This is a genomic window from Caulobacter sp. Root343, assembly GCF_001425745.1.
Lineage (GTDB): Bacteria > Pseudomonadota > Alphaproteobacteria > Caulobacterales > Caulobacteraceae > Caulobacter.
This window is the reverse complement of sequence record NZ_LMDF01000010.1, coordinates 98,504-115,946: the sequence shown is the minus strand read 5'-3', so window position 1 is coordinate 115,946 and position 17,443 is coordinate 98,504. Positions and strand designations below refer to the sequence as shown.

The following is a 17,443-nucleotide window of genomic DNA, read 5'->3' as shown; positions in this document are numbered from 1 at the left end:
AGCCAGGCCCAACATCCCGCTCGGCTGATTGCGGATTCCTGCATTGCAAAAGGGCGGCGGATGTCCCGCCGCCCCTTTCAGAATCAAAGCTGCGTGTGCTCGGAGCGTCAGTGCGCCGCGAGCGTCGTGCCTTCGAAGGTCGGCGTCTCGGGAACGGGCAGGCCGCTGGCTTTGTAGGTCGCGATCAGCTGCTTCTTCTCGGCGGCCATTTGTTCGCCCAAGGCGTCCATGTCGAGGCCAGCTTTGCGGGCCTGGCTGAACATACCTTCCACCCGGGCTTCCTCTTCGCCGACGTGGTGCTCGATCATCTCCGACAACACCTTGACCTTGGCGTCATAGAATTCGTCGTCCGGGCCTCCGGCCTCGATCTCGGCGATCAGCACCTTCGCGCCGTCGTGCTCGACATAGGCTTCCTTCAAGAGGTCCTCCTCCACCTTGCCTTCGCAGGCCGGATAGAAGATGTCCTCCTCGATCTTGGTGTGGACAGTCAGCTCCATGCAGATCTGCTCGGCCAAGGCCTTCTTCTTGCCGTCGCCCTTGGCGGCTTCGAATTGGGCAAACAGCTCTTCGACCTTACGGTGATCGGCCTTAAGCAACGCGACAGCGTCAAGCTTGGGGGTGGCGGTAGCCATGATGTCATCTCCTGAACAGCCAGGGTGACTGTCCCAGGCGCAATGGCTGAGCCATCTTCGTTGTTCCGTCTATTCAACCGCTTGCGAGACGTTCGCGACAAGCAGACCGGCTCTACGATTGTCGCCCCTGCGCCAATAGCCGACCTTGGCTTGCCGCCGATAACCAGACATTCGCGCCGTGGCCCTCGCCCGAGCTGGACCTACAGTGGCAGCAACAAAACCGCCGGCTATGTCGACTGTCGGATCGTCGAGCGCAACACGTGCGACGTAACGTTCCCATGGAGAATATTCGCCGTTGGCCATGCGCTCGCGAGAGCCGCGAGGCTTTCGGCGGCCGACCTGTGATGGATGAAGACCCCGCGGGCCTCCTCCCACAGATGCCGATGCTTGAGCGTGTCATCGATGAGGACATCGCCGGGCTGACAATGGGCCCGCTTGTTGACCGCCATGCAGGTGATGATCGGCACGCCGGGGAAGTTGCGCCTGGCCCAGCTCTCTTTTTGCGCCTCTGCCCAGCCGCCGCGCGGACAGCCTGTGAGGATTGTTGGGTCTAGGTGAGCCACGGCCTCGTGTAGAACCCGCGCGTCTAACATCAGTGGCAGCTCGCCATAGAAGTTGTCGGCCTTGGCCAGGCGCCGCCAGAAGGTGGACGCGCCGTATCGCGCCTCGAAGACTCTCGACGGCATGCCCAGGAGGGCGGTCGCGGCGGCCTCGAAGTCGGCGAGCACACCATCGCAGTCTAGGAAGAGACGGGCTTGCATTGAAGCGAACGGACCACGGCTAGAGATAAATCGCTAGGCCGATGTCGGCGATCGCTTCGCCTTCCTCCAGGATGCGCACCGAGTCTCGGGCGATTCCGCCCTCGGCCATGAGACGGTCGCGCAACATCTGTCCACCTGGCTCGGCGAGATTCTCCGGCGACAAGGTCGACAAGACCTGCAGGCCGAGCCGTTGGCAGGTCTCGAAGCCCGCCTTCTCTCGATCGTCGATCAGCGCCGCGACCCCCTCCACGCCCGCGAGGCGTTCAAGCGCGGGCGCGGCAAAGATCGGCGAGCCGATGCGCGTGGAGGCGGCGATCAACACCGTCCGAAGGGCCCAAAAGAATCGTTGGCGCGCCGCGAGATTGGGCCCCCAGTCATTCTCGAGCAGAAGGCGCATCACGCGCGCGCCCAGTGCTCGCTCGTCGTGGTAGGACGCCTTGAGTTGGAACAGGCCGCGCAAATGAGCGATGAAACCGTCCGGATCGTCCAGCGCGATCCCCTCAAAAGCTACGTGATACGAAAAGAGCGTGCCGGCGCGGGCGCTCTTTTCAAGCCAGCCCTTGGGATAACGATGGAGGCTCACGCCATGAGTGGTGGTCGGCGGTTGAAGGTCCTCGCCCTCGAGCGCCAGGAGCAGATCGATGTCGGATCCGGGGCGAGCGTCGCCGCGAGCCTTGCTGCCGTATAGAAGAAGAACAGGGCCTATCATCGGGTACGCGAGAGCTTCGAGATCAAGGTGGAAAAGAAAACGGTATATAGCGCCACGGCAAAAAGCCCGTGAATCTCCTGCACGACGCTCAACGGCCAGGGAGCGGTCCCGTGATTGGTGAAGCCGATCAGCAAGGTGATGTCGAAGCTCTTTTGCCAGGGATGGTCGACCGACGGCGAGAAGGGCGAAAAGGCGTAGACCGCGCCGAAGATCACATAGATGGCGGCGAACAGCACGCTCGGCCGACTCACCGACTCGCCCCAGCTGTTGGTCAAACCGAAGATCCACATCAAAGCTAGGTTCAAGGCATGGAAGGGCGCTCCACGGATTGCCTTCCAGCGTCTCGAACCAGTCTTGTATCGGATATTGTACCAATCCTCCCCCAGCCGCGCGAGATTACGTTGAAGCTCGTGCAGTCCGACCGTTCGATAGTAGACGTGTTCATCGCCCACGTTGGCGTGACTTAGCATGATGTTGCGAAGGACATGCGCGCGCGTCCCAGCCAGGCGATACCATTGATAGCACGCGTGGTCCTTGCTCGAACCCTTGCTGGGGTCCTGGCCGCTATACATCGCGGCGATCATCGCCTTAGGGTTTTCTATGAAGGTCCGGACAAAATCGGTCTTGTTGCCCGAAACGCCAATGCGTTCCCATGTGCATCCCCGGAACTCGCACTTCTCGAACGTTGCCATGGCCAGGGACGTGCCGATGAAGCCGCAATTCTTGAAATGGGCACTAGTCCATTCGGAATAGGCAAAGTCGCAGCCGATGAACCGGCAATTGTCGAAAACAACGATCGCGGTGGCGTTGAAGGGGCCCTGGAAGTCACACTCCTTGAACGTGACGTCCTTTATCTTCAGCGTTTCGCCAGCCTCGACCTTCTTAGTCAATAACCCGCCCTGGCAGAACCGTCGGGTCGGACCTGAATCGCGACCGACGTCCCAGTCATAGGGTTCCTCGGCCATCTGGACCTCGGGCCCAAAGATCGGCTCCCAGAAGTTCGTCGCCCGACGGTCACCCAAGTGACCAGCAATTTTAGTCGGCGGCACCAGCGCGGCGACGGGATCGTTGGTCCTCGTGACGGCCGGAGCCCGATCGAGCAGGCGATCCAGAAATCGGCGCAACATTACCGCCCTCCCCTGCGCGTGACCAATGTTCGTCTTAGTCCGGAAACAATCAGTGGTCGAGCTTGGTTACTCAGGCGGACGATCGACCAGTGATAAGGCTACGGGTGGCCGAACACGGAATATAAGATCAGGGTCATGGAGCGGTGGAGGTTCCCAGCGCATCGCGCAACCGCCACCTTAGCGCCGCCGTTTCGCCCCTGACGAGCCCCCTGGCGGATGAGCCTCAGCGCCTGCGCGCAGCCAACCACCTCGCCCGGCCAATCCTCAGGTCAGGACCGCCGGCGCGGCAGCGCCAGAAACGGAGGTTGGCTTTCGGACTGGAAACGGACATCGCTTACTGCTGTAGCCTTGGGCAATATATTCCAACCATCAGAGGATCGACGTAGGTGATCGCACGCCTTTCCCACGGTCGGTCAGAGCATGCCTCCACCGGAGACCGAGGCGCTCATGCGCCCGGATTGCTACGCCGCTGCGCCTGTCAACCGATCAAATCCGGCCGGAAGGACCAAACCGACGAGATGCGTCAAAAGATCTGCGGTCGCCCGCGCGTCGCCCAACGCCGTATGCCGCAAATCGTCGGATATATGCACACCGAAGTAAGAAAAGGCTTCAGAGGACGCGATGGCTGAAGCTGGGACAAACCCCGCCAGGGACAGAAAGCGGAGCACGCTAGCGGTGTCTAATATGCGGTGGGAGAATTCGACGGGGAAGGCTGCCCCTGCAAGCCGGCAGAGACGCCTCAGAAAGCTGACGTCGAAGGCGACGTTGTGGCCCACCAGCACGATCTGCTCTCTGGCCGCGAGCTCCGGCCGGAAATGTTCGGCAACGAACGCGAGCAGTTGCGACAGGGCGTCGACCGGGGGAACGGCCCGGAGCGCGTGTTCTACGAGATCGATCCGATTGATTTCGAGCGCCCGCGCGGTGACGGTCAGCTCGGCCTCACCAACAAGGATCTCGATCTCGCCGGCGACGCGGCCATCGTCCCAGACGACAGCCGCAATGGAGAGCAGGCTGTGGCGGTCTGGATCGAGACCGCCGGTTTCTGTGTCGATGACGAGCAGCTTGGTCATTTGGTCCCTCCGTGGAGCCTGAACCTCACAGCGAATCGCAGCGGCCGTGGCTGAGCGTAGTCCCACCGGCATCAGCCGCCATCGGAAAAGGCCTTGGCCCAACACAGGGTATTGACCAGCTTCATCTGCTCAACCGTCGAGCAATCGATCTCGAGCAGCCGCGGCGACGCGAAGACCACCGCTAGGCAGCGCGCCCGGCTGATGGCGACGTTGAGACGGCTGCGGCTGTAGAGAAACTCGATCTGGCGCGGCAGGTCCTCGCCGGACGAGGTTGCCATCGAGATCAGCACCGCCGCCGCCTCTTGGCCCTGGAACTTGTCGACGGTGCCGACACGCGCGCCGGCCGGCAGAACTGACTGCAGCAGGTTCACCTGCATGTTGTAGGGGCTGACCACCAGGATATCGTCGGGGCCGATCACCCGCTCGGTGCCGGCGCGGTCGCGCCACCGCTGGCCGAGCAAAGCCGTGTAGGTCTGCTTCAACCGCTCGGCCTCGGCAGGACACTTCTGCGCACAGCCGCGGTGCACGACATCGACGAACCTTAGACCGGCCGCGACCAGGGCCTCGGCGTCGAGCGTGGGATCGGCCAACAGGGCTTGGCGACCAGCCCCCTCGTCCGAAACCAGGCGCCCGTCGTAGACAGCCTCCGAGATGAACCGGCAAAGTGCCGGGTGCATGCGACGGCTTACCGGGAGGAAGATGCCCTGGTCTGGCGGCACCGTGGCGTGGTCGCCCATCAGGTGCTGCAGGGCCGAGAGCCCTGAGGCGCCCGGGTGGTCGCCCTGGATCGGCTGGGCGAGCTGCATCTGGTCGCCGATTAGCACGATGTTCCGCGCGCTCACCCCCATAGCGATGGTGTTGGCCAGGCTGACCTGTCCCGCCTCGTCAACGAACAGATAGTCCAGCCGACCGTCGAACTCCGGGCGGGCGAAGAGAAAGGCGGTGCCCGCGATCAACTGGAAGCCGCCGTCCGCCACGTCCTTGTTGTCCAGGGTGTTCACTATAAAGCGCGGCGCGGCCAGCATCTGATCGTCCTGTGACGACTTCTTCACGCCGCTGAAGGACTGCCCCTGCTCTCCGGCAACCGTTTCGATCGCTGACAGGAGGGTGTTGATCGCCTTGTGGGAATTGGAGGCGACACCGACGGTCTTGCCGGCCTTCAGCAAAGCCACGATCGCGTGAGAGGCCGTGTAGGTCTTCCCGGCCCCCGGCGGCCCCTGGACGAGGAGATAGCTCTGGTCCAGCGACTCCAGGGCGTCCACGGCGGCAGAGGTCAGCTCCGCGCCGTCGGCAATGATCGGCTGACCGGGCGCGCGGCCTGAGAGGCGCGGCGGCGCCCGTTTCAGAATATGCGCCAGCGCCTGGTAACGTCCATCGTCGGCGACGACCGACTGCGCGAACCGATAGACCGCGTCGCGAAGCACCTTGTCACCGATTGGACCTGGCGGGATCAAGGAGGGAGCCGGCCCCAGCGGACTGCGCGACGGCCCGAGCTTCAGCGAAATGGTCCGGGCGTCCTCGTCGAGGGCGACGATTTCGCCCGCGGCTTCGAGCGAACCCGACCGCACCGGCTGATGGCCGACCCGCATCTTAAAATCCTGCGGCGGGAAGGTGAACCCGAACACCTGGGACTTCTTGTCGGGACGCGGCGGCTGTCCGTCGGTTCGCAGGCCGCCGATACACTCGGCGTCGTCGATCAGGTCTTCCTCGCTCATCTCACCGCGGGCGAACTGCGCCCACCACGCCGGCTTGGCCTCTCGGCGATGGAATTCAAGCAGGTGCGCGACGAGCTCGCGCCAGGTCCGTTCGTGCGGGGCGCAGTCGAGCAAGGCCGTCGTCATCGCCTCGGTGAGCGCTGCGGCCTCCGCACGCTTGGCGTCGCGGACCGGATCATCCACCGCGATGGCCGGCCCAGTGAACCAGGCCGCAGCATCGGGCCGAAGGCCGAGCAACCAGTCGCGGCAGGCCAGGGTCGAGCGGCAATCGATCTCGTTGTAGGCCCGGATTTCCTCCAGAATGGCGGCGTCGCCAAGCCGGCGCCATCGCTCGTACATGACAATGCTGTCGCCGGCCGTAGTTACCTCGCCCGAACGCTTTCGGTCGAAGTAGTAGGCTTCCAAGTTCTTGATCGAGTAGCGCGGCTCGCCCACACGAACCGCCTCGCGCACCACCTTATAGAGGTCGACCAGCCGACCGCCGCGCAGGAGGTCGTCGACGGCACCTTCCCGCGTCCCGTGGAACATGGCTAGACGCTTCAGCGCCGTCTCTTCGTAGGAGCCGTAGTGGTAGATATGCGCGGACGGGTGGTCACGCAGCCGCTCCATGATGAAGTCGACGGTGGCCTCGAAAGCTTGCTTCTCGGCGGTTCGGTCATGGCCCCACCAGCCATGGAAGGACGCCGGGCCGTCTGTGACCGTAACTACGACGCCGAAGAGATACTCGAGGCCGTCTTCGAAGAGCGGATCGCCTTCCATGTCGAAGAACATGTCCCCCGCGTCCGCCTGGGGCAGCCGCTGGAATCCGCGATGCGCGGCAAGCGGCAGGATCTCGACGGTGTCGTCAGCCCTATCGCGCCGGGCGATCTGCAGGCGGGCCTGCGCACGCAGGGCGTCGAAGCTGGTGGCCCTGAGGTCGGCGGGCGCGTTCGTGGCCGCCGCAAGGTCTCGCATCGAGCCGATGCCGGCCGCCCGCAGAAGCTCGCGCTGCGCCCCGGAAATCCCCGCAACTAGGCTCAGATGTTCCGTCGCCTCCCACTCACCCTGGCAGGCCGTGTTCCAGCGACAGAAGGTGCAATGGCCGCAGGGTTCGGCCGCCGTGGCATGGCCCGTGGCGCCCGCGAAGGTTTCAAACCGCTGCCGGGCGATTGCGCCATAGTACCGGACATCATCGGTGCGCACCGTGGCGACGACGCCCGTCCCCAGGGCGACATGCAGCCCGGGCGGCGGCACGCCCTGCTCAAGTTCCAGAAGCTCCGCGTAGATGCAGAGCTGGATGACATGCTTGGGCTTGGCGGTCCGGGCCAGCTTGGTGTCGGCCACGTCATAGGCGTAGTCGCCGAGGCGGGAAGCAACACCAGGGACCTTCAGGAGAAAGTCTGAAAAGCCGTGCCAGGGCTGGCCGTAGAGCGCGCCCTGATAGATGACATCGGGCCCCGCCTTGAGTGCCGCGCGGGTCAGTGCCACCCGCGTCTCCAGCGCGCCCTCGGCCGGAATGTCGGCGATCGTGCGGCCCTCGCCCCTCAGCCGTTCCAAATAGGCCCGCTCGTGCTCGATGCCCTTCTCCTGCAGGAGCACGGCCTGTTCGCCATCGGGCGGCAGGTCGACAGGTGTTCGCAATTGTCGAATATCCAGCGCTGTCGCATGGCCGCAGCCCAGGAAATTGACTAGGTCCGAGGCGGAATAGAGCCGGGTGCCGTCGATCTCCCGCATCAGGCCGCCGCCCGTTTGGTCAGGGCGGAAAACAGCGTCTGCCGGTCCATCGCTTCATCAGTCGAAAAGTTGCCAACCTTCTGCACGACCTCGCCGTTCCAGACGAACTTGAAGTGATCCGACTGCACCGCTCGTCCGAGCGCCGTGCGATCGAACACCGCTACGGCGCGGACGCCGGGAAGATCGGGCCGGTGGAAGACGATCCCCTGGACGTCCGTCTCGTAGAGCGTCGCCCCGAGCTTCCAGCGCCCGGCCGCATCCGCGTCGAAGGGAAGGCCCCTGAGATCGGCGAAGCGACCCTTCACGGGATGCACCAGCGCGCGCATGTCGATGTCGATCGGCAGCTCCCCACTGCCGCCGAGGAAAGCCTCACGGCGCTCGACGGCAACGACGAGCGCCGGCATCAATCCCTCGACGAGCTCGAGCACTTTGTACTTGGGACTCAGGAAGGTCGTGCCTTCGGGGTTCGGATAGGCGAACGGCGCGAGATTCCAGTTCTGCGCCCCGCTCGTCTTGACGGCGTCGGGGCCCTCCTGAGCGAGCAGCTCCATAGCCTGGAGCCTCGGATTGGTGATCGCTTCGACGGCCTGCGCAGCCTCCTGAATCTCGGTTGAGCCGAGTCGCGCATAGAGCGGCACAGGCGGGAACCGGGATGGAATCAGCCGGTGAAATTCACCTTCGATGTCACAGGTCGGATACGACACGATCAGCCTCCGCGTTGGGCGTCCAGGTAGTCCCGAACCAGAATTATTCCCTCAAGCCCGCCGCCCAGCATGACCTCGAGGGCCGGCTTGGCGCCGAAGAAGCGGTGGGGACGCTCAATCCAGGCGTCGGCCCGTTCGGCCTGGGGAAACAGCACCTGCAGGGCCTTGTAGATCGAGACCAAGTGGGAAATCCGCTCCGCAGTGTCGGGCGACAGAACACCACCGTCCTTCTTCCATTTGAAAAAGGTCGAGCGGCCCGGACTGCCGAGCAGGGTGATCTGCTGGTCCGTCGTCAGCTTCCAGACGTCGGCGAGGGCGAAGAAGGCCGAAAGCCCGTCGGCGGCGGGCGGCGAAGCGCGCGTGGATTCGATGTTTGTCGCATCTGGCATAGACCCTCCAGTGATTGTGCACATTTGGACTTGAAAAGCCAACCTAGTCCAACTATGTACTTGTCCATAAACGGACCGATGAGTTGTTTTAGTCCACTTTGCGATTGCGTCAACCCCACCCCAGGCCGCCGGAGGGTCCGTTCCGGCCGCCGCTTTAAAGAAGGTTTCCTCCCATGGAGACGTTGGATACCGCGGCGGCCCCGGCGAACGCCGACCGCCTCAAGACCGAGACGATCCGCATCGAAGTGGTCCATGGCGGATCGACCGAGGCGGTGGTTCTCGAACTGCCGCCTGGAGAAGATCTGCTGGCGGCGCTTCGTCTGGCGCTCGCGCTGGAGGAAGACATCCTCCTGTTCGAGCGCGATCAGGATGCGCACCTGACCTGCCTGCCGCCGGGTCGCAAGGCGCTGCGGCTGGTTACTCACAAGGCCCACCTGATCGAGGTCGAGGTCCGCTACGAGCACCGTACCGAGAAGAAGGCGTTCGCGCCGTCGAAGTCGGTGTTCAAGGTTCTGCAGTGGGCGGTCGGCAAGCACGGCTTCAAGCTCGATCCGGTCTCGGGCGCCCGCGCCAACCTGATCCTGCCGGGCGCCAGCGATCCCCTCCCCCGCGAGGAGGCGATCGGCAGCTTCGTCCCGCGCGGGCACCATGTCCTGGTGGTCGACCTGACGCTGAAGGACTTCACCAATGGCTGAGTCTAACCTGCAGCCCGACGCGCTGACCCTCGTGGGCCAGCTGAATGGCGTCGCCTTCCAGGCCGGAGTCGAGGAGGGCCGCTGGTCGGTCCTCCTCTATGCCTTTCCGGAACTGGTCGTCCAGGTGATCGGGCGCGACTTCGCCGGCGAGCTTGCCGTTCCCATGACCTTTCGCCTGGTCTGCGACGGCTTCCCGGCCCAGCCCCCTTTTGTCGAGGCCTGGGACCCGGTGGCCGGCTCCCGTCCGGCCGCACCGCAGGCGCACGAAGGGCCGCCCGGGGTAGTCGACGCACTGAAGATCTGGAACCGCGACAACACCGTGGAATACGGCGGCATCTATCGGGCTTGGCAGCGTCACGCCGCACCGCACGGCGAATGGGCCGCCAAGCGACCCGACGAGGCCTGGCGGCGCGACCGCGACATCACCTTCATCATGGAGAAACTCTATGGCCTCGCCTCTGACCAGGCTGCTTGGCTGGCTGTTCGGGCCGCCGCCTAGGCTTCGCTGCCGCCGGTCGATCTGGGCCGACGGCGTTCGTCAGCTGGAACGCCGCACGCGAGGCGGCCGCCAGGAGAGCGGCGCCTATCTGCTGGGGACGGAACTGCCCGATGGCGGCCGCCGGATCCTGGAGTTCGTGTACTACGACGACATCGATCCGCGCGCCCTGGAGACCGGCGAAGTCACGATCCGCCAGACGGCGCTACCGCGGCTCTGGGAACATTGCCGCATGCGGGGCTACGGCGTCGTCGCGGACGTCCATGTTCATCCGGGAAGCTGCCGCCAGAGCCCGTCCGACATGGCCAGCCCGGTGATGCCTAGGGCCGGACACATCGCGATGATCCTGCCCGACTTCGCGACCGGCGCGCCCGAGCCGGGTGCGATCGGAATCTACGAGTTTCTCGGCGGGGGCCGGTGGGCGGACCACTCGGCGGCCGGCCGGCGCTTCGTCAAACTGGAGGACGGCGCATGACCGTGCATCTCCGACGCTCCCGCGTCACCAAGGCCCTCACCGATTCCGGGCTCGCCGCGTCGTTCTCAGAAGCCGAGGCGCGGCTGGACGCCGTGGACGTCTGCATCCTGCTGGGTGAACGCCAAGCGGGCACGACCGCCGGCCAAGCCGCGGTCCTCACGGCAATCGCCACGGCCTTCAAATGTTTCGGGCGGGTGACCCTGGCGACCCGCGACGCCCGCGCGCCGCTGCGGCTGGCCTTCCCGCTTGGCGCGACCTTGGTCGACGCCGCCGTGGCGCTGGGCGCAACCGTCGTCGAAAATCCGCCGAGCGAAGCCACCCATGTGATCGCCATCGGCGCGGCCCTGCCAGGCCGGCGGTGGGAAGTCGCCTGCTGGTGGGACCGCTGGCTGTCTGGACTCCGGACGGAGGACGCCGCGTGCGGCGATTCCCGGCTGGGCCTTGCCGGCGTGTTCGCTGGCGCCCTCGCCGTCCGCCAGGTTTTCGCCAGCATCATCGTCGGATCCGCGCATGCGCCCGGGCCGGTCACATTGTCGCTCTGGGAGCCCTGGACCGACACGCCCACCGACCTGGGCCCTGTGCGCTTCACGGCGCCGAACGCCCTGTGGCTGGTAGGTCTCGGGCATCTGGGTCAGGCGTTCGTCTGGACCTTGCTCACCCTTCCCTACGCTGGGCCACGCCGCGCGGTGCTGCAGGATGATCAGCACATCAGCATCGAGAACGAGCCCACCAGCATCCTGGTGGTCGGCGACGCCGAGCGCCGCCGCAAGGTCCGGCTGGCTGCGAGCTGGCTGGATCCCGCAGGCTGGGAGACAGGCCTTATTGAGCGTCGCCATCGGGGCGATATTCAGAAGACGGCCGACGACCCGCCGTTCCTGCTGTGCGGCTTGGATGACGTTCAGCCTCGGCGCACTCTAGCGGCGCATGGCTTCGACTACATGATCGACGCCGGCATCGGCCGCGGTCCAAAGGACTTCGATGGACTGCAGATCCGCACGATCCCCAAGGGCGCAGCGACAGGAGCGCTTTGGAACGCGCCAGAGCCCAAGCGGTCGGCGGACGATCTGCTCGGCAAGGCGGCCTATCGCGCGCTTGAATCGCAGGCCCAGGGCTGTGGGGCTTACACGCTGGCCGACGGCAGCGTCGCCGTGCCGTTCGTCGGGGCGGCGACCGGTGCCCTGACCATCGCCCAGGTCATTCGGCTGGCGTCCATGAAGCCAGCGGGCGCCTTGATCCAGATCGGCCTGTCGGCTCCGGAGATGCAGATCGACGGCGGCGAGTCGCCGGCAATCCCCGCCTTCCTAGGCGGTGAGATGATCGACCTGGATACCGTCGCCGGGACGTCCGAATGATCTCCTGCGCCTAGAAGTCGATCCGGAGCTCGCTGGAATAGTCGAACTAGCAGTCGACGCGCGCCGTTTCATCGGTACTGCAAATGCCGCTCCTGGTGGGGCGGGCCGAACGTCCTGGGGCGAAAGGCGCCGATGCAGGCACCGGCGGCACGCCTGACACTGGATAGGCGACGCCGTTCGCGCCGGCGTCACGTTTCAACCGCCCGAAGGCGCGGCCGGCGCGAAAATGCGCGCCTGCTCATCGGCCGGGACCGCGTGGATGTCTTCGAAGTCTTCGGCGACCTCGCCCACCAGGACCCGCAGTCCTCCATTCGGACCTGATTCCCGGCGTCGCGCGCGAAGGTCTCGAAATGGGTTGGGCCACGACCTCACTTGCGGTTCCGTCGCTCACACATTTCGAGGAACCCGCCGCCGAACGTCCAGCTCGCGTGGAATCCATGCGGGCCGTTCCATCCAACACCCAGCAAATCAACCATCCGCGTGCCATAGGCTCTCATGAGCAGGAGGTATTTGGCCCAAAGGTCTATTGGAAGCGACGCTGCCGTTCGGGTGTCAGCCGCCGTCAAGCCACAGGGATAGCGCGACCAGGATTCGAGCCCGTCCTCGAACGCACGCAGCACGTTCAAGTGACGCATCTTGTAGGGGACTAGGCGTGACTTGGACTGAAGCTCTCTGAGGCTGTGGGATCGAAGGGTACGGGCGAGCATCCCATTCGAAACCCAGGCAGGGTTCTCATAGACTAGAAAGGCCTTGATCGCGTTCTCGAGAGCGAACCCCGCAAGCAGAAACGCCGGCCGGTCAACCACATCGCGGGACACTGCGCCGGCCTTGCTGGTCAGGGTGATCTGCTCACGTCCCCTTCGACCGTAGAGGCTGACAGCCTCCCTATGAAGGTCGTCAGCGGAGAGCAGCCAAGCATGTGGATTCGCGGCGAGCAGGAAGTCGTCGTAGGGGGAGGTCATCTCTCAGAGTATCAGGCGCTCTACCAAGCATGCATACACCGTGTGGCGATTATGGCGGCATAGAGAACCGTGCCGTTGAGGCGCTGACATGGTCGTCATCCTGCCTCTTCCTCTGCCTCATACTCGAGGGAACGCCAGTAGCCGACGTACGTCGCGTCCTGGCCTTCGATAGATCGGCGGGCGAAAGCCCCGGGTCGGAACGCTGAGCGCGGTCCTAGAGCTTGGACGCCAATGTCGAGGCCATCGACGAACCCCAGCTCTTCATCGCTCAGTCCCAACAGAGCCGCGCTCACCGCGCCGTCCTCTGGATCGACGCTGAGGGTCATAAATGGTTGGAAACCCTCCGGGTCGCAGCGGCCTGACTGTAGATGCCCTCCTACTGTGGGTTCCATACCGGAGCGGATGAAACTCTCGACGCTTTCCACGATTGTCCGCCACCGGCCCCGTCGCGACTGAGCGAAGGTCATGTAGGCGCTGGCGCCCGATCCCAACGCCCACAGACCGCGTCGTGTCCGGTCCAATTCGAGCGACGTAATCGTAAGCTGCCCATCCAGGATTCGAGCTGTAACGCTGTAAGCGATTGGCTCACCACCATCGTCGGCAGGCCCCACGATGAAGCAATCGAAGAGCGAGTGGACTTCGCGGATATATCGCTCGCCCAATCGAGCAAAGAGATCAACGACGGCCGCTACAGAGGGAACGCGCGGAGCTTCAGGCGTCACAAGGGTTTGCAGGCAGGTAGTCGCTAAGGCGTACGTGCTCATCGCCGCAAGCGTTGAACCCGAATAGGCGAAGCCAAAGGTGGCGCGCACGGTCGGTTCGGGCATTTCTGAACCATGCGCCGTGACTACGGGCACGCTCATAATCTTAGGCCCCATATCCGTAAGCGCACCAAGACCGCCGGAGATGCGCGTGTCAGCCAACAAGGTCACCATGCCGGCATCGCGATGGCAGACGAGAAGGGTCATGGACGCAGACCCTGCGCCTGGTGACGAGCTAGCGCCGCCTGTCCAAATCGATGCAGGTCGAAGTCCGTGCGACCATAGAGCCGCACAAGGCCACCTTCGGTCATGTCGAGACCGACATCGGCCGCCTCGGCAATCTCCAAGACCCCATCTGCAATGGTGCGCGGGAGGAACATGACCACGAGCGGAAAGCGCTCCACGTGGTGACCGCCGAAGCCCCCGGCGTTGCAACTGCTCACTGTCACAGCGCCCAGGGCGGACAGCGCCATCACCGCGCTAATGACGCCGATGTCGAGACCCCAAAAGTCTTCCTCGGGAAAGACGGCCATCTCGATCTCTTCGATATAGCGCTCGGCCTCATCATCGACGTCCTCCGCCGCGGCGAAGCGTTCGAAGAGCGCCTTTTCCCGGGCCAGCGCCTCAGCCACGAAATCCCAGCCGATGGAACGGATATCACGGTACTGCTGATTGCCTTCCAGACCGTTGTCCTCGCCAGCGTCAGCGTCTTCGTCGCTGATCTCGGCAAGCCGATCGATGTCGAGTTGGCGCACAATCGGCTGCCCATAGAGGTGCTGACTCGCCATGATCCCTCCCTGCGCGGTGCTTCTTGACTTCGCGCGAAGAAAGAACAAAAAGGAAACACTCGACGCGGCGCCGCTGTGGCGCCAGTGTGGCGCCATGATTAGCGATTCGAAAACCGCCAGTATCCGCACCCTCGACCGCATCAACCTGCGGCTGCCCGGGGAAACCTTCGACGCTATCGACGCAGCGCGGGGCGAGCGCCCCGGGATGGTGTCTCGTAACACTTGGATAACCGAAGCCATTCAAGAAAAGCTCGCGCGCGCGCGCGCGGAAAACGGCCTTGGGGAGGGCCAGCGTCGCAATGGCTAAGTTCTATGAGTTCTTCGCCGGGGGCGGCATGGCCCGGGCGGGCCTGGGTCCGGATTGGACTTGCCTGTTCGCCAACGATTTCGACGGTAAGAAGGGCCTGACCTACCAGGACAACTGGGGGACGGGCGGCGAGCTCCACGTTGGCGACGTTCGCAAGGTGAAGACTTCACAGCTCCCCGACCAAGCCGACCTGATATGGGGGTCGTTCCCGTGTCAGGATCTGTCGCTGGCCGGCGGCGGCGCTGGCTTGAAAGGCGAGCGCTCGGGTACTTTTTATCCGTTCTGGGACATCGTGAAGGCGCTGATCGCCGAAGGTCGCGGCCCCAAGATGGTCGCCTTGGAAAACGTCTGTGGGACGCTGACGTCGCATAACGGCAGCGACTTCGAGGCGATCTGCAAGACCTTCGCAGACGCCGGCTACCGCTATGGCGCCTTGGTCATCAACGCCCAACTGTTCGTGCCGCAGTCGCGGCCGCGCCTCTTCGTCATCGGCGTGCGGGCCGATGTGGAGATTGATCCGTCGCTGCTGTCGTCCGGCCCGATCGAGCCTTTCCACACCGCGGCCCTGCAGCGCGCCTTTGAGCGCGTAGGCAAGGCGGCGCTAAAGAAGATGGTTTGGTGGAACGTCCCCACACCGCCTCGCCGCAACGACACCTTCGCCGACCTAATCGAGGAGAAGCCGACTAGCGTCTCCTGGCACACCGAGACCGAGACCAAGCAGCTGCTGGCGATGATGTCGCCGATCAACCTCGACAAGGTCAAAGCCGCCAAACGGGCGGGCCGGCGCATGGTCGGCGGTGTCTACAAGCGCACCCGTGTCGATGAGAAGGGCTTCAAGGTCCAGCGGGCGGAAATCCGGTTCGACGATGTCGCCGGATGCCTGCGGACCCCCGCCGGCGGTTCGAGCCGCCAGGTCATTGTGGTGGTCGACGGCGAGAAGGTCCGTAGCCGGCTGATCTCGGCTCGCGAAACCGCCAGCCTGATGGGCCTTGGTAAGGACTACAAGCTGCCGAAGAACTACAATGAGGCCTATCATCTCACCGGGGACGGCGTGGCCGTGCCCGTCGTGCGGCACCTAGCAGAGCATATCTTCGAACCCTTGCTGGGCGTCGGTGCGAAGGCCAAGGAGGCGGCTGCATGAACGTGATCCCCTGCGAACAGGATGCTCGGCTTCGCGCCGAGATCGATCGGTTTGCGGGCGCGCTGAAGACCCAGGCCCACAAGCTGGGCGACCATGGGCTGAACGAGACGGACTTCTATAATTCGCCAATCTTTCGGGGCGCGATCGAGAAGCTGCGTGGCGAGTTCTCCGCCACCCTACGGGGCAAACGGGAATTCGTGCAGCATGTGCTGAACCACATGCAGGACGGCGGCTTTATCGCCGACTGGGACCGGGCCAAGGGCGGGGCGCGGAACGATTACTACGTGCGGCTTAACAGCGGCCGGCTGGCGGTGATCGACCAGAAAGGGTGCCTGGACGGGGCCAACACCAACATTTTCGAGCGCCCGCCCGAAGCCGACGAATTCGTCACGTGGAGCCTTTGCACCAACAGCGGGGCCGACCCGCGCCGCAACGCCTGGTCTGGGATCCATACCCGCCTCAGCGCCGAGATGATTAGCCGCAACCAGCGTGTCGACGGCCTGGTAATCTGGGACATGATTTGCGGGACCATGGGGCGGCCATGTCCGAAGCTGGCGGCATTGGCTTCTTCGAATCGAACCACGACGCTTGGGCCGTTCACGACACCGCCGCCGTGCGTCTACGTGCTTCCGGGACAGATTCCATCGGTCAACCACCCGTACGCCCCGGCTCAGGACCTCTACGGCGTGGAGTTGTTGTCGGCCTTCCACCACGCCTTCGGCGGCACGGACGACGAGGTCACCTATGTCGACTTCGAGCTGGGTGAACAGGGCGAGGAACTTTTCCGGCGCACGACGATCCGGCGGGCAGGCTTGATACAGCACGCGTCGGAGATGACGGCGATCCGCCGTGTTTAACGCGGGTCCCGCTCTCTTCGGGATCAACCCCGACTTCATCAAGCGGCCCCCGTTCGAGACTGACGATCTGCGGGCCTGTCTGACCAAGTTCCTTGACACCCCGTTCGAGCACGATCCGTCGGGCGCAAAGCCCCTCGTGGGTCACTACCGCTGGGGCGTTTATGCCTTCTTCGATTATGACGGCGAGCCGATCTATGTCGGCCAGACCAACGAGCAGCTGCGTACCCGCATCCGCCGTCACTTAACCAACCAGCGCACTGACGCCGTTGCCATGTCGGTCCTCGATCCGTTCGAGGTCTTCGAGATCGAGGTCTGGCCGCTCCCGCAGTTCCAGATAGTCAATCCCAAGGACAAGGAACTGGCCCCGCCGGCTCGCGCGCATCTCGACGCGCTTGAGCGGTTGATTACGGCCAAGGCTGTCACCGACTCCCAGTTCAAAGCGATCCTCAATGAGAAGGACCCACCGCCCGGTGGTCTTCTTGTTGAGGCGCCGCCGTCCTTCCGCGGCCGCATCGTTTCCGAGCGTGTTCTGGAGCTACGCGGCCACCCCGACTTCCGGATCGCACGACGGGCGCTGATCATTTCGCGGCTGGCCCAGGTGATCTCAGAACGACAGGTGAAGGGCGGGCTTCGCCGCGTGATGCTCACCCAGGCCAAGCGCTTGCAATGGCTGGCTGCACGACGTTTCGAAGCCACCGGAGGGGCGATGTCGGTGCCGAAGGAGGGTGAGGGCGACGAGGATTCATGAAGAAGCACCACGCCCTTGCCCAGGTCGCTGGGAGGCCGCAG

The 17,443-nt window shown here is 64.4% G+C and carries 19 protein-coding genes; 8 read left to right on the top strand and 11 right to left on the bottom strand.

Annotated elements, in window-relative coordinates; translation table 11 throughout:
- Positions 1-107: 107 nt before the first annotated feature.
- The 8 genes from ASC70_RS21420 to ASC70_RS21385 form a co-directional block, all read right to left on the bottom strand.
- Complete coding sequence (locus ASC70_RS21420) at positions 108-632, bottom strand: hemerythrin domain-containing protein (protein WP_056054374.1); 525 nt, start codon at positions 630-632, stop codon at positions 108-110.
- 227 nt (positions 633-859) lie between these two features.
- The gene (locus ASC70_RS21415; RefSeq protein ID WP_200940393.1) at positions 860-1,360 is read right to left on the bottom strand and encodes a hypothetical protein; all 501 of its coding nucleotides are present in this window, start codon (positions 1,358-1,360) and stop codon (positions 860-862) included.
- Between the two features lie 52 nt (positions 1,361-1,412).
- Positions 1,413-2,102 (bottom strand): nucleotidyltransferase domain-containing protein, encoded by a 690-nt coding sequence (locus ASC70_RS21410; RefSeq protein WP_056054371.1) that lies wholly within the window; start codon positions 2,100-2,102, stop codon positions 1,413-1,415.
- On the bottom strand, positions 2,099-3,229 hold the full coding sequence (locus ASC70_RS21405) for a pentapeptide repeat-containing protein (RefSeq protein WP_056054368.1): 1,131 nt from the start codon (positions 3,227-3,229) through the stop codon (positions 2,099-2,101). The genes ASC70_RS21410 and ASC70_RS21405 overlap by 4 nt, the downstream gene beginning before the upstream one ends.
- A gap of 461 nt (positions 3,230-3,690) precedes the next feature.
- Complete coding sequence (locus ASC70_RS21400; RefSeq protein ID WP_056054365.1) at positions 3,691-4,299, bottom strand: 3'-5' exonuclease; 609 nt, start codon at positions 4,297-4,299, stop codon at positions 3,691-3,693.
- A gap of 71 nt (positions 4,300-4,370) precedes the next feature.
- Positions 4,371-7,727: a TM0106 family RecB-like putative nuclease gene (locus ASC70_RS21395; protein ID WP_056054363.1), complete on the bottom strand. Its 3,357-nt coding sequence runs from the start codon at positions 7,725-7,727 to the stop codon at positions 4,371-4,373.
- Positions 7,727-8,431: an RES family NAD+ phosphorylase gene (locus ASC70_RS21390; protein ID WP_056054359.1), complete on the bottom strand. Its 705-nt coding sequence runs from the start codon at positions 8,429-8,431 to the stop codon at positions 7,727-7,729. The genes ASC70_RS21395 and ASC70_RS21390 overlap by 1 nt, the downstream gene beginning before the upstream one ends.
- Before the next feature lie 2 nt (positions 8,432-8,433).
- Complete coding sequence (locus tag ASC70_RS21385; protein WP_056054356.1) at positions 8,434-8,820, bottom strand: antitoxin Xre/MbcA/ParS toxin-binding domain-containing protein; 387 nt, start codon at positions 8,818-8,820, stop codon at positions 8,434-8,436.
- A 173-nt stretch (positions 8,821-8,993) separates the two neighbouring features.
- Here ASC70_RS21385 and ASC70_RS21380 point away from each other — a divergent pair, with 173 nt between their 5' ends.
- Genes ASC70_RS21380 through ASC70_RS21365 form a run of 4 tightly spaced genes read left to right on the top strand, consistent with a single transcriptional unit; the run spans position 8,994 to position 11,838 of the window.
- Positions 8,994-9,515, top strand: a complete 522-nt coding sequence (locus ASC70_RS21380; protein ID WP_056054354.1) for a hypothetical protein — start codon at positions 8,994-8,996, stop codon at positions 9,513-9,515.
- A complete protein-coding gene (locus tag ASC70_RS21375) occupies positions 9,508-10,014 on the top strand; it encodes a hypothetical protein (RefSeq protein WP_056054350.1) in 507 nt (168 codons plus the stop codon). The genes ASC70_RS21380 and ASC70_RS21375 overlap by 8 nt, the downstream gene beginning before the upstream one ends.
- Entirely contained in the window at positions 9,962-10,486 is a 525-nt protein-coding gene (locus ASC70_RS21370; protein ID WP_056054347.1) for a hypothetical protein, read from the top strand. The genes ASC70_RS21375 and ASC70_RS21370 overlap by 53 nt, the downstream gene beginning before the upstream one ends.
- Positions 10,483-11,838 (top strand): hypothetical protein, encoded by a 1,356-nt coding sequence (locus ASC70_RS21365; RefSeq protein WP_056054344.1) that lies wholly within the window; start codon positions 10,483-10,485, stop codon positions 11,836-11,838. Before ASC70_RS21370 ends, ASC70_RS21365 begins: the two co-directional genes overlap by 4 nt.
- A gap of 368 nt (positions 11,839-12,206) precedes the next feature.
- Here ASC70_RS21365 and ASC70_RS21360 read toward each other — a convergent pair whose 3' ends face one another.
- The 3 genes from ASC70_RS21360 to ASC70_RS21350 form a co-directional block, all read right to left on the bottom strand.
- Entirely contained in the window at positions 12,207-12,800 is a 594-nt protein-coding gene (locus tag ASC70_RS21360; protein WP_056054341.1) for a hypothetical protein, read from the bottom strand.
- Positions 12,801-12,895: 95 nt separating this feature from the next.
- Complete coding sequence (locus ASC70_RS21355; protein WP_156396282.1) at positions 12,896-13,768, bottom strand: hypothetical protein; 873 nt, start codon at positions 13,766-13,768, stop codon at positions 12,896-12,898.
- Complete coding sequence (locus tag ASC70_RS21350) at positions 13,765-14,349, bottom strand: hypothetical protein (RefSeq protein WP_082547430.1); 585 nt, start codon at positions 14,347-14,349, stop codon at positions 13,765-13,767. Before ASC70_RS21350 ends, ASC70_RS21355 begins: the two co-directional genes overlap by 4 nt.
- Here ASC70_RS21350 and ASC70_RS24670 point away from each other — a divergent pair.
- From ASC70_RS24670 to ASC70_RS21335, 4 genes are read left to right on the top strand one after another with little or no spacing between them, the layout of a single operon-like run.
- Positions 14,348-14,656: a hypothetical protein gene (locus ASC70_RS24670; RefSeq protein WP_235519543.1), complete on the top strand. Its 309-nt coding sequence runs from the start codon at positions 14,348-14,350 to the stop codon at positions 14,654-14,656. The genes ASC70_RS21350 and ASC70_RS24670 overlap by 2 nt on opposite strands.
- Complete coding sequence (locus ASC70_RS21345) at positions 14,649-15,797, top strand: DNA cytosine methyltransferase (protein WP_056054334.1); 1,149 nt, start codon at positions 14,649-14,651, stop codon at positions 15,795-15,797. The genes ASC70_RS24670 and ASC70_RS21345 overlap by 8 nt, the downstream gene beginning before the upstream one ends.
- Positions 15,794-16,654 (top strand): hypothetical protein, encoded by an 861-nt coding sequence (locus tag ASC70_RS21340; RefSeq protein WP_056054331.1) that lies wholly within the window; start codon positions 15,794-15,796, stop codon positions 16,652-16,654. Before ASC70_RS21345 ends, ASC70_RS21340 begins: the two co-directional genes overlap by 4 nt.
- The gene (locus tag ASC70_RS21335; protein ID WP_056054329.1) at positions 16,647-17,402 is read left to right on the top strand and encodes a GIY-YIG nuclease family protein; all 756 of its coding nucleotides are present in this window, start codon (positions 16,647-16,649) and stop codon (positions 17,400-17,402) included. Before ASC70_RS21340 ends, ASC70_RS21335 begins: the two co-directional genes overlap by 8 nt.
- Positions 17,403-17,443: the final 41 nt, after the last annotated feature.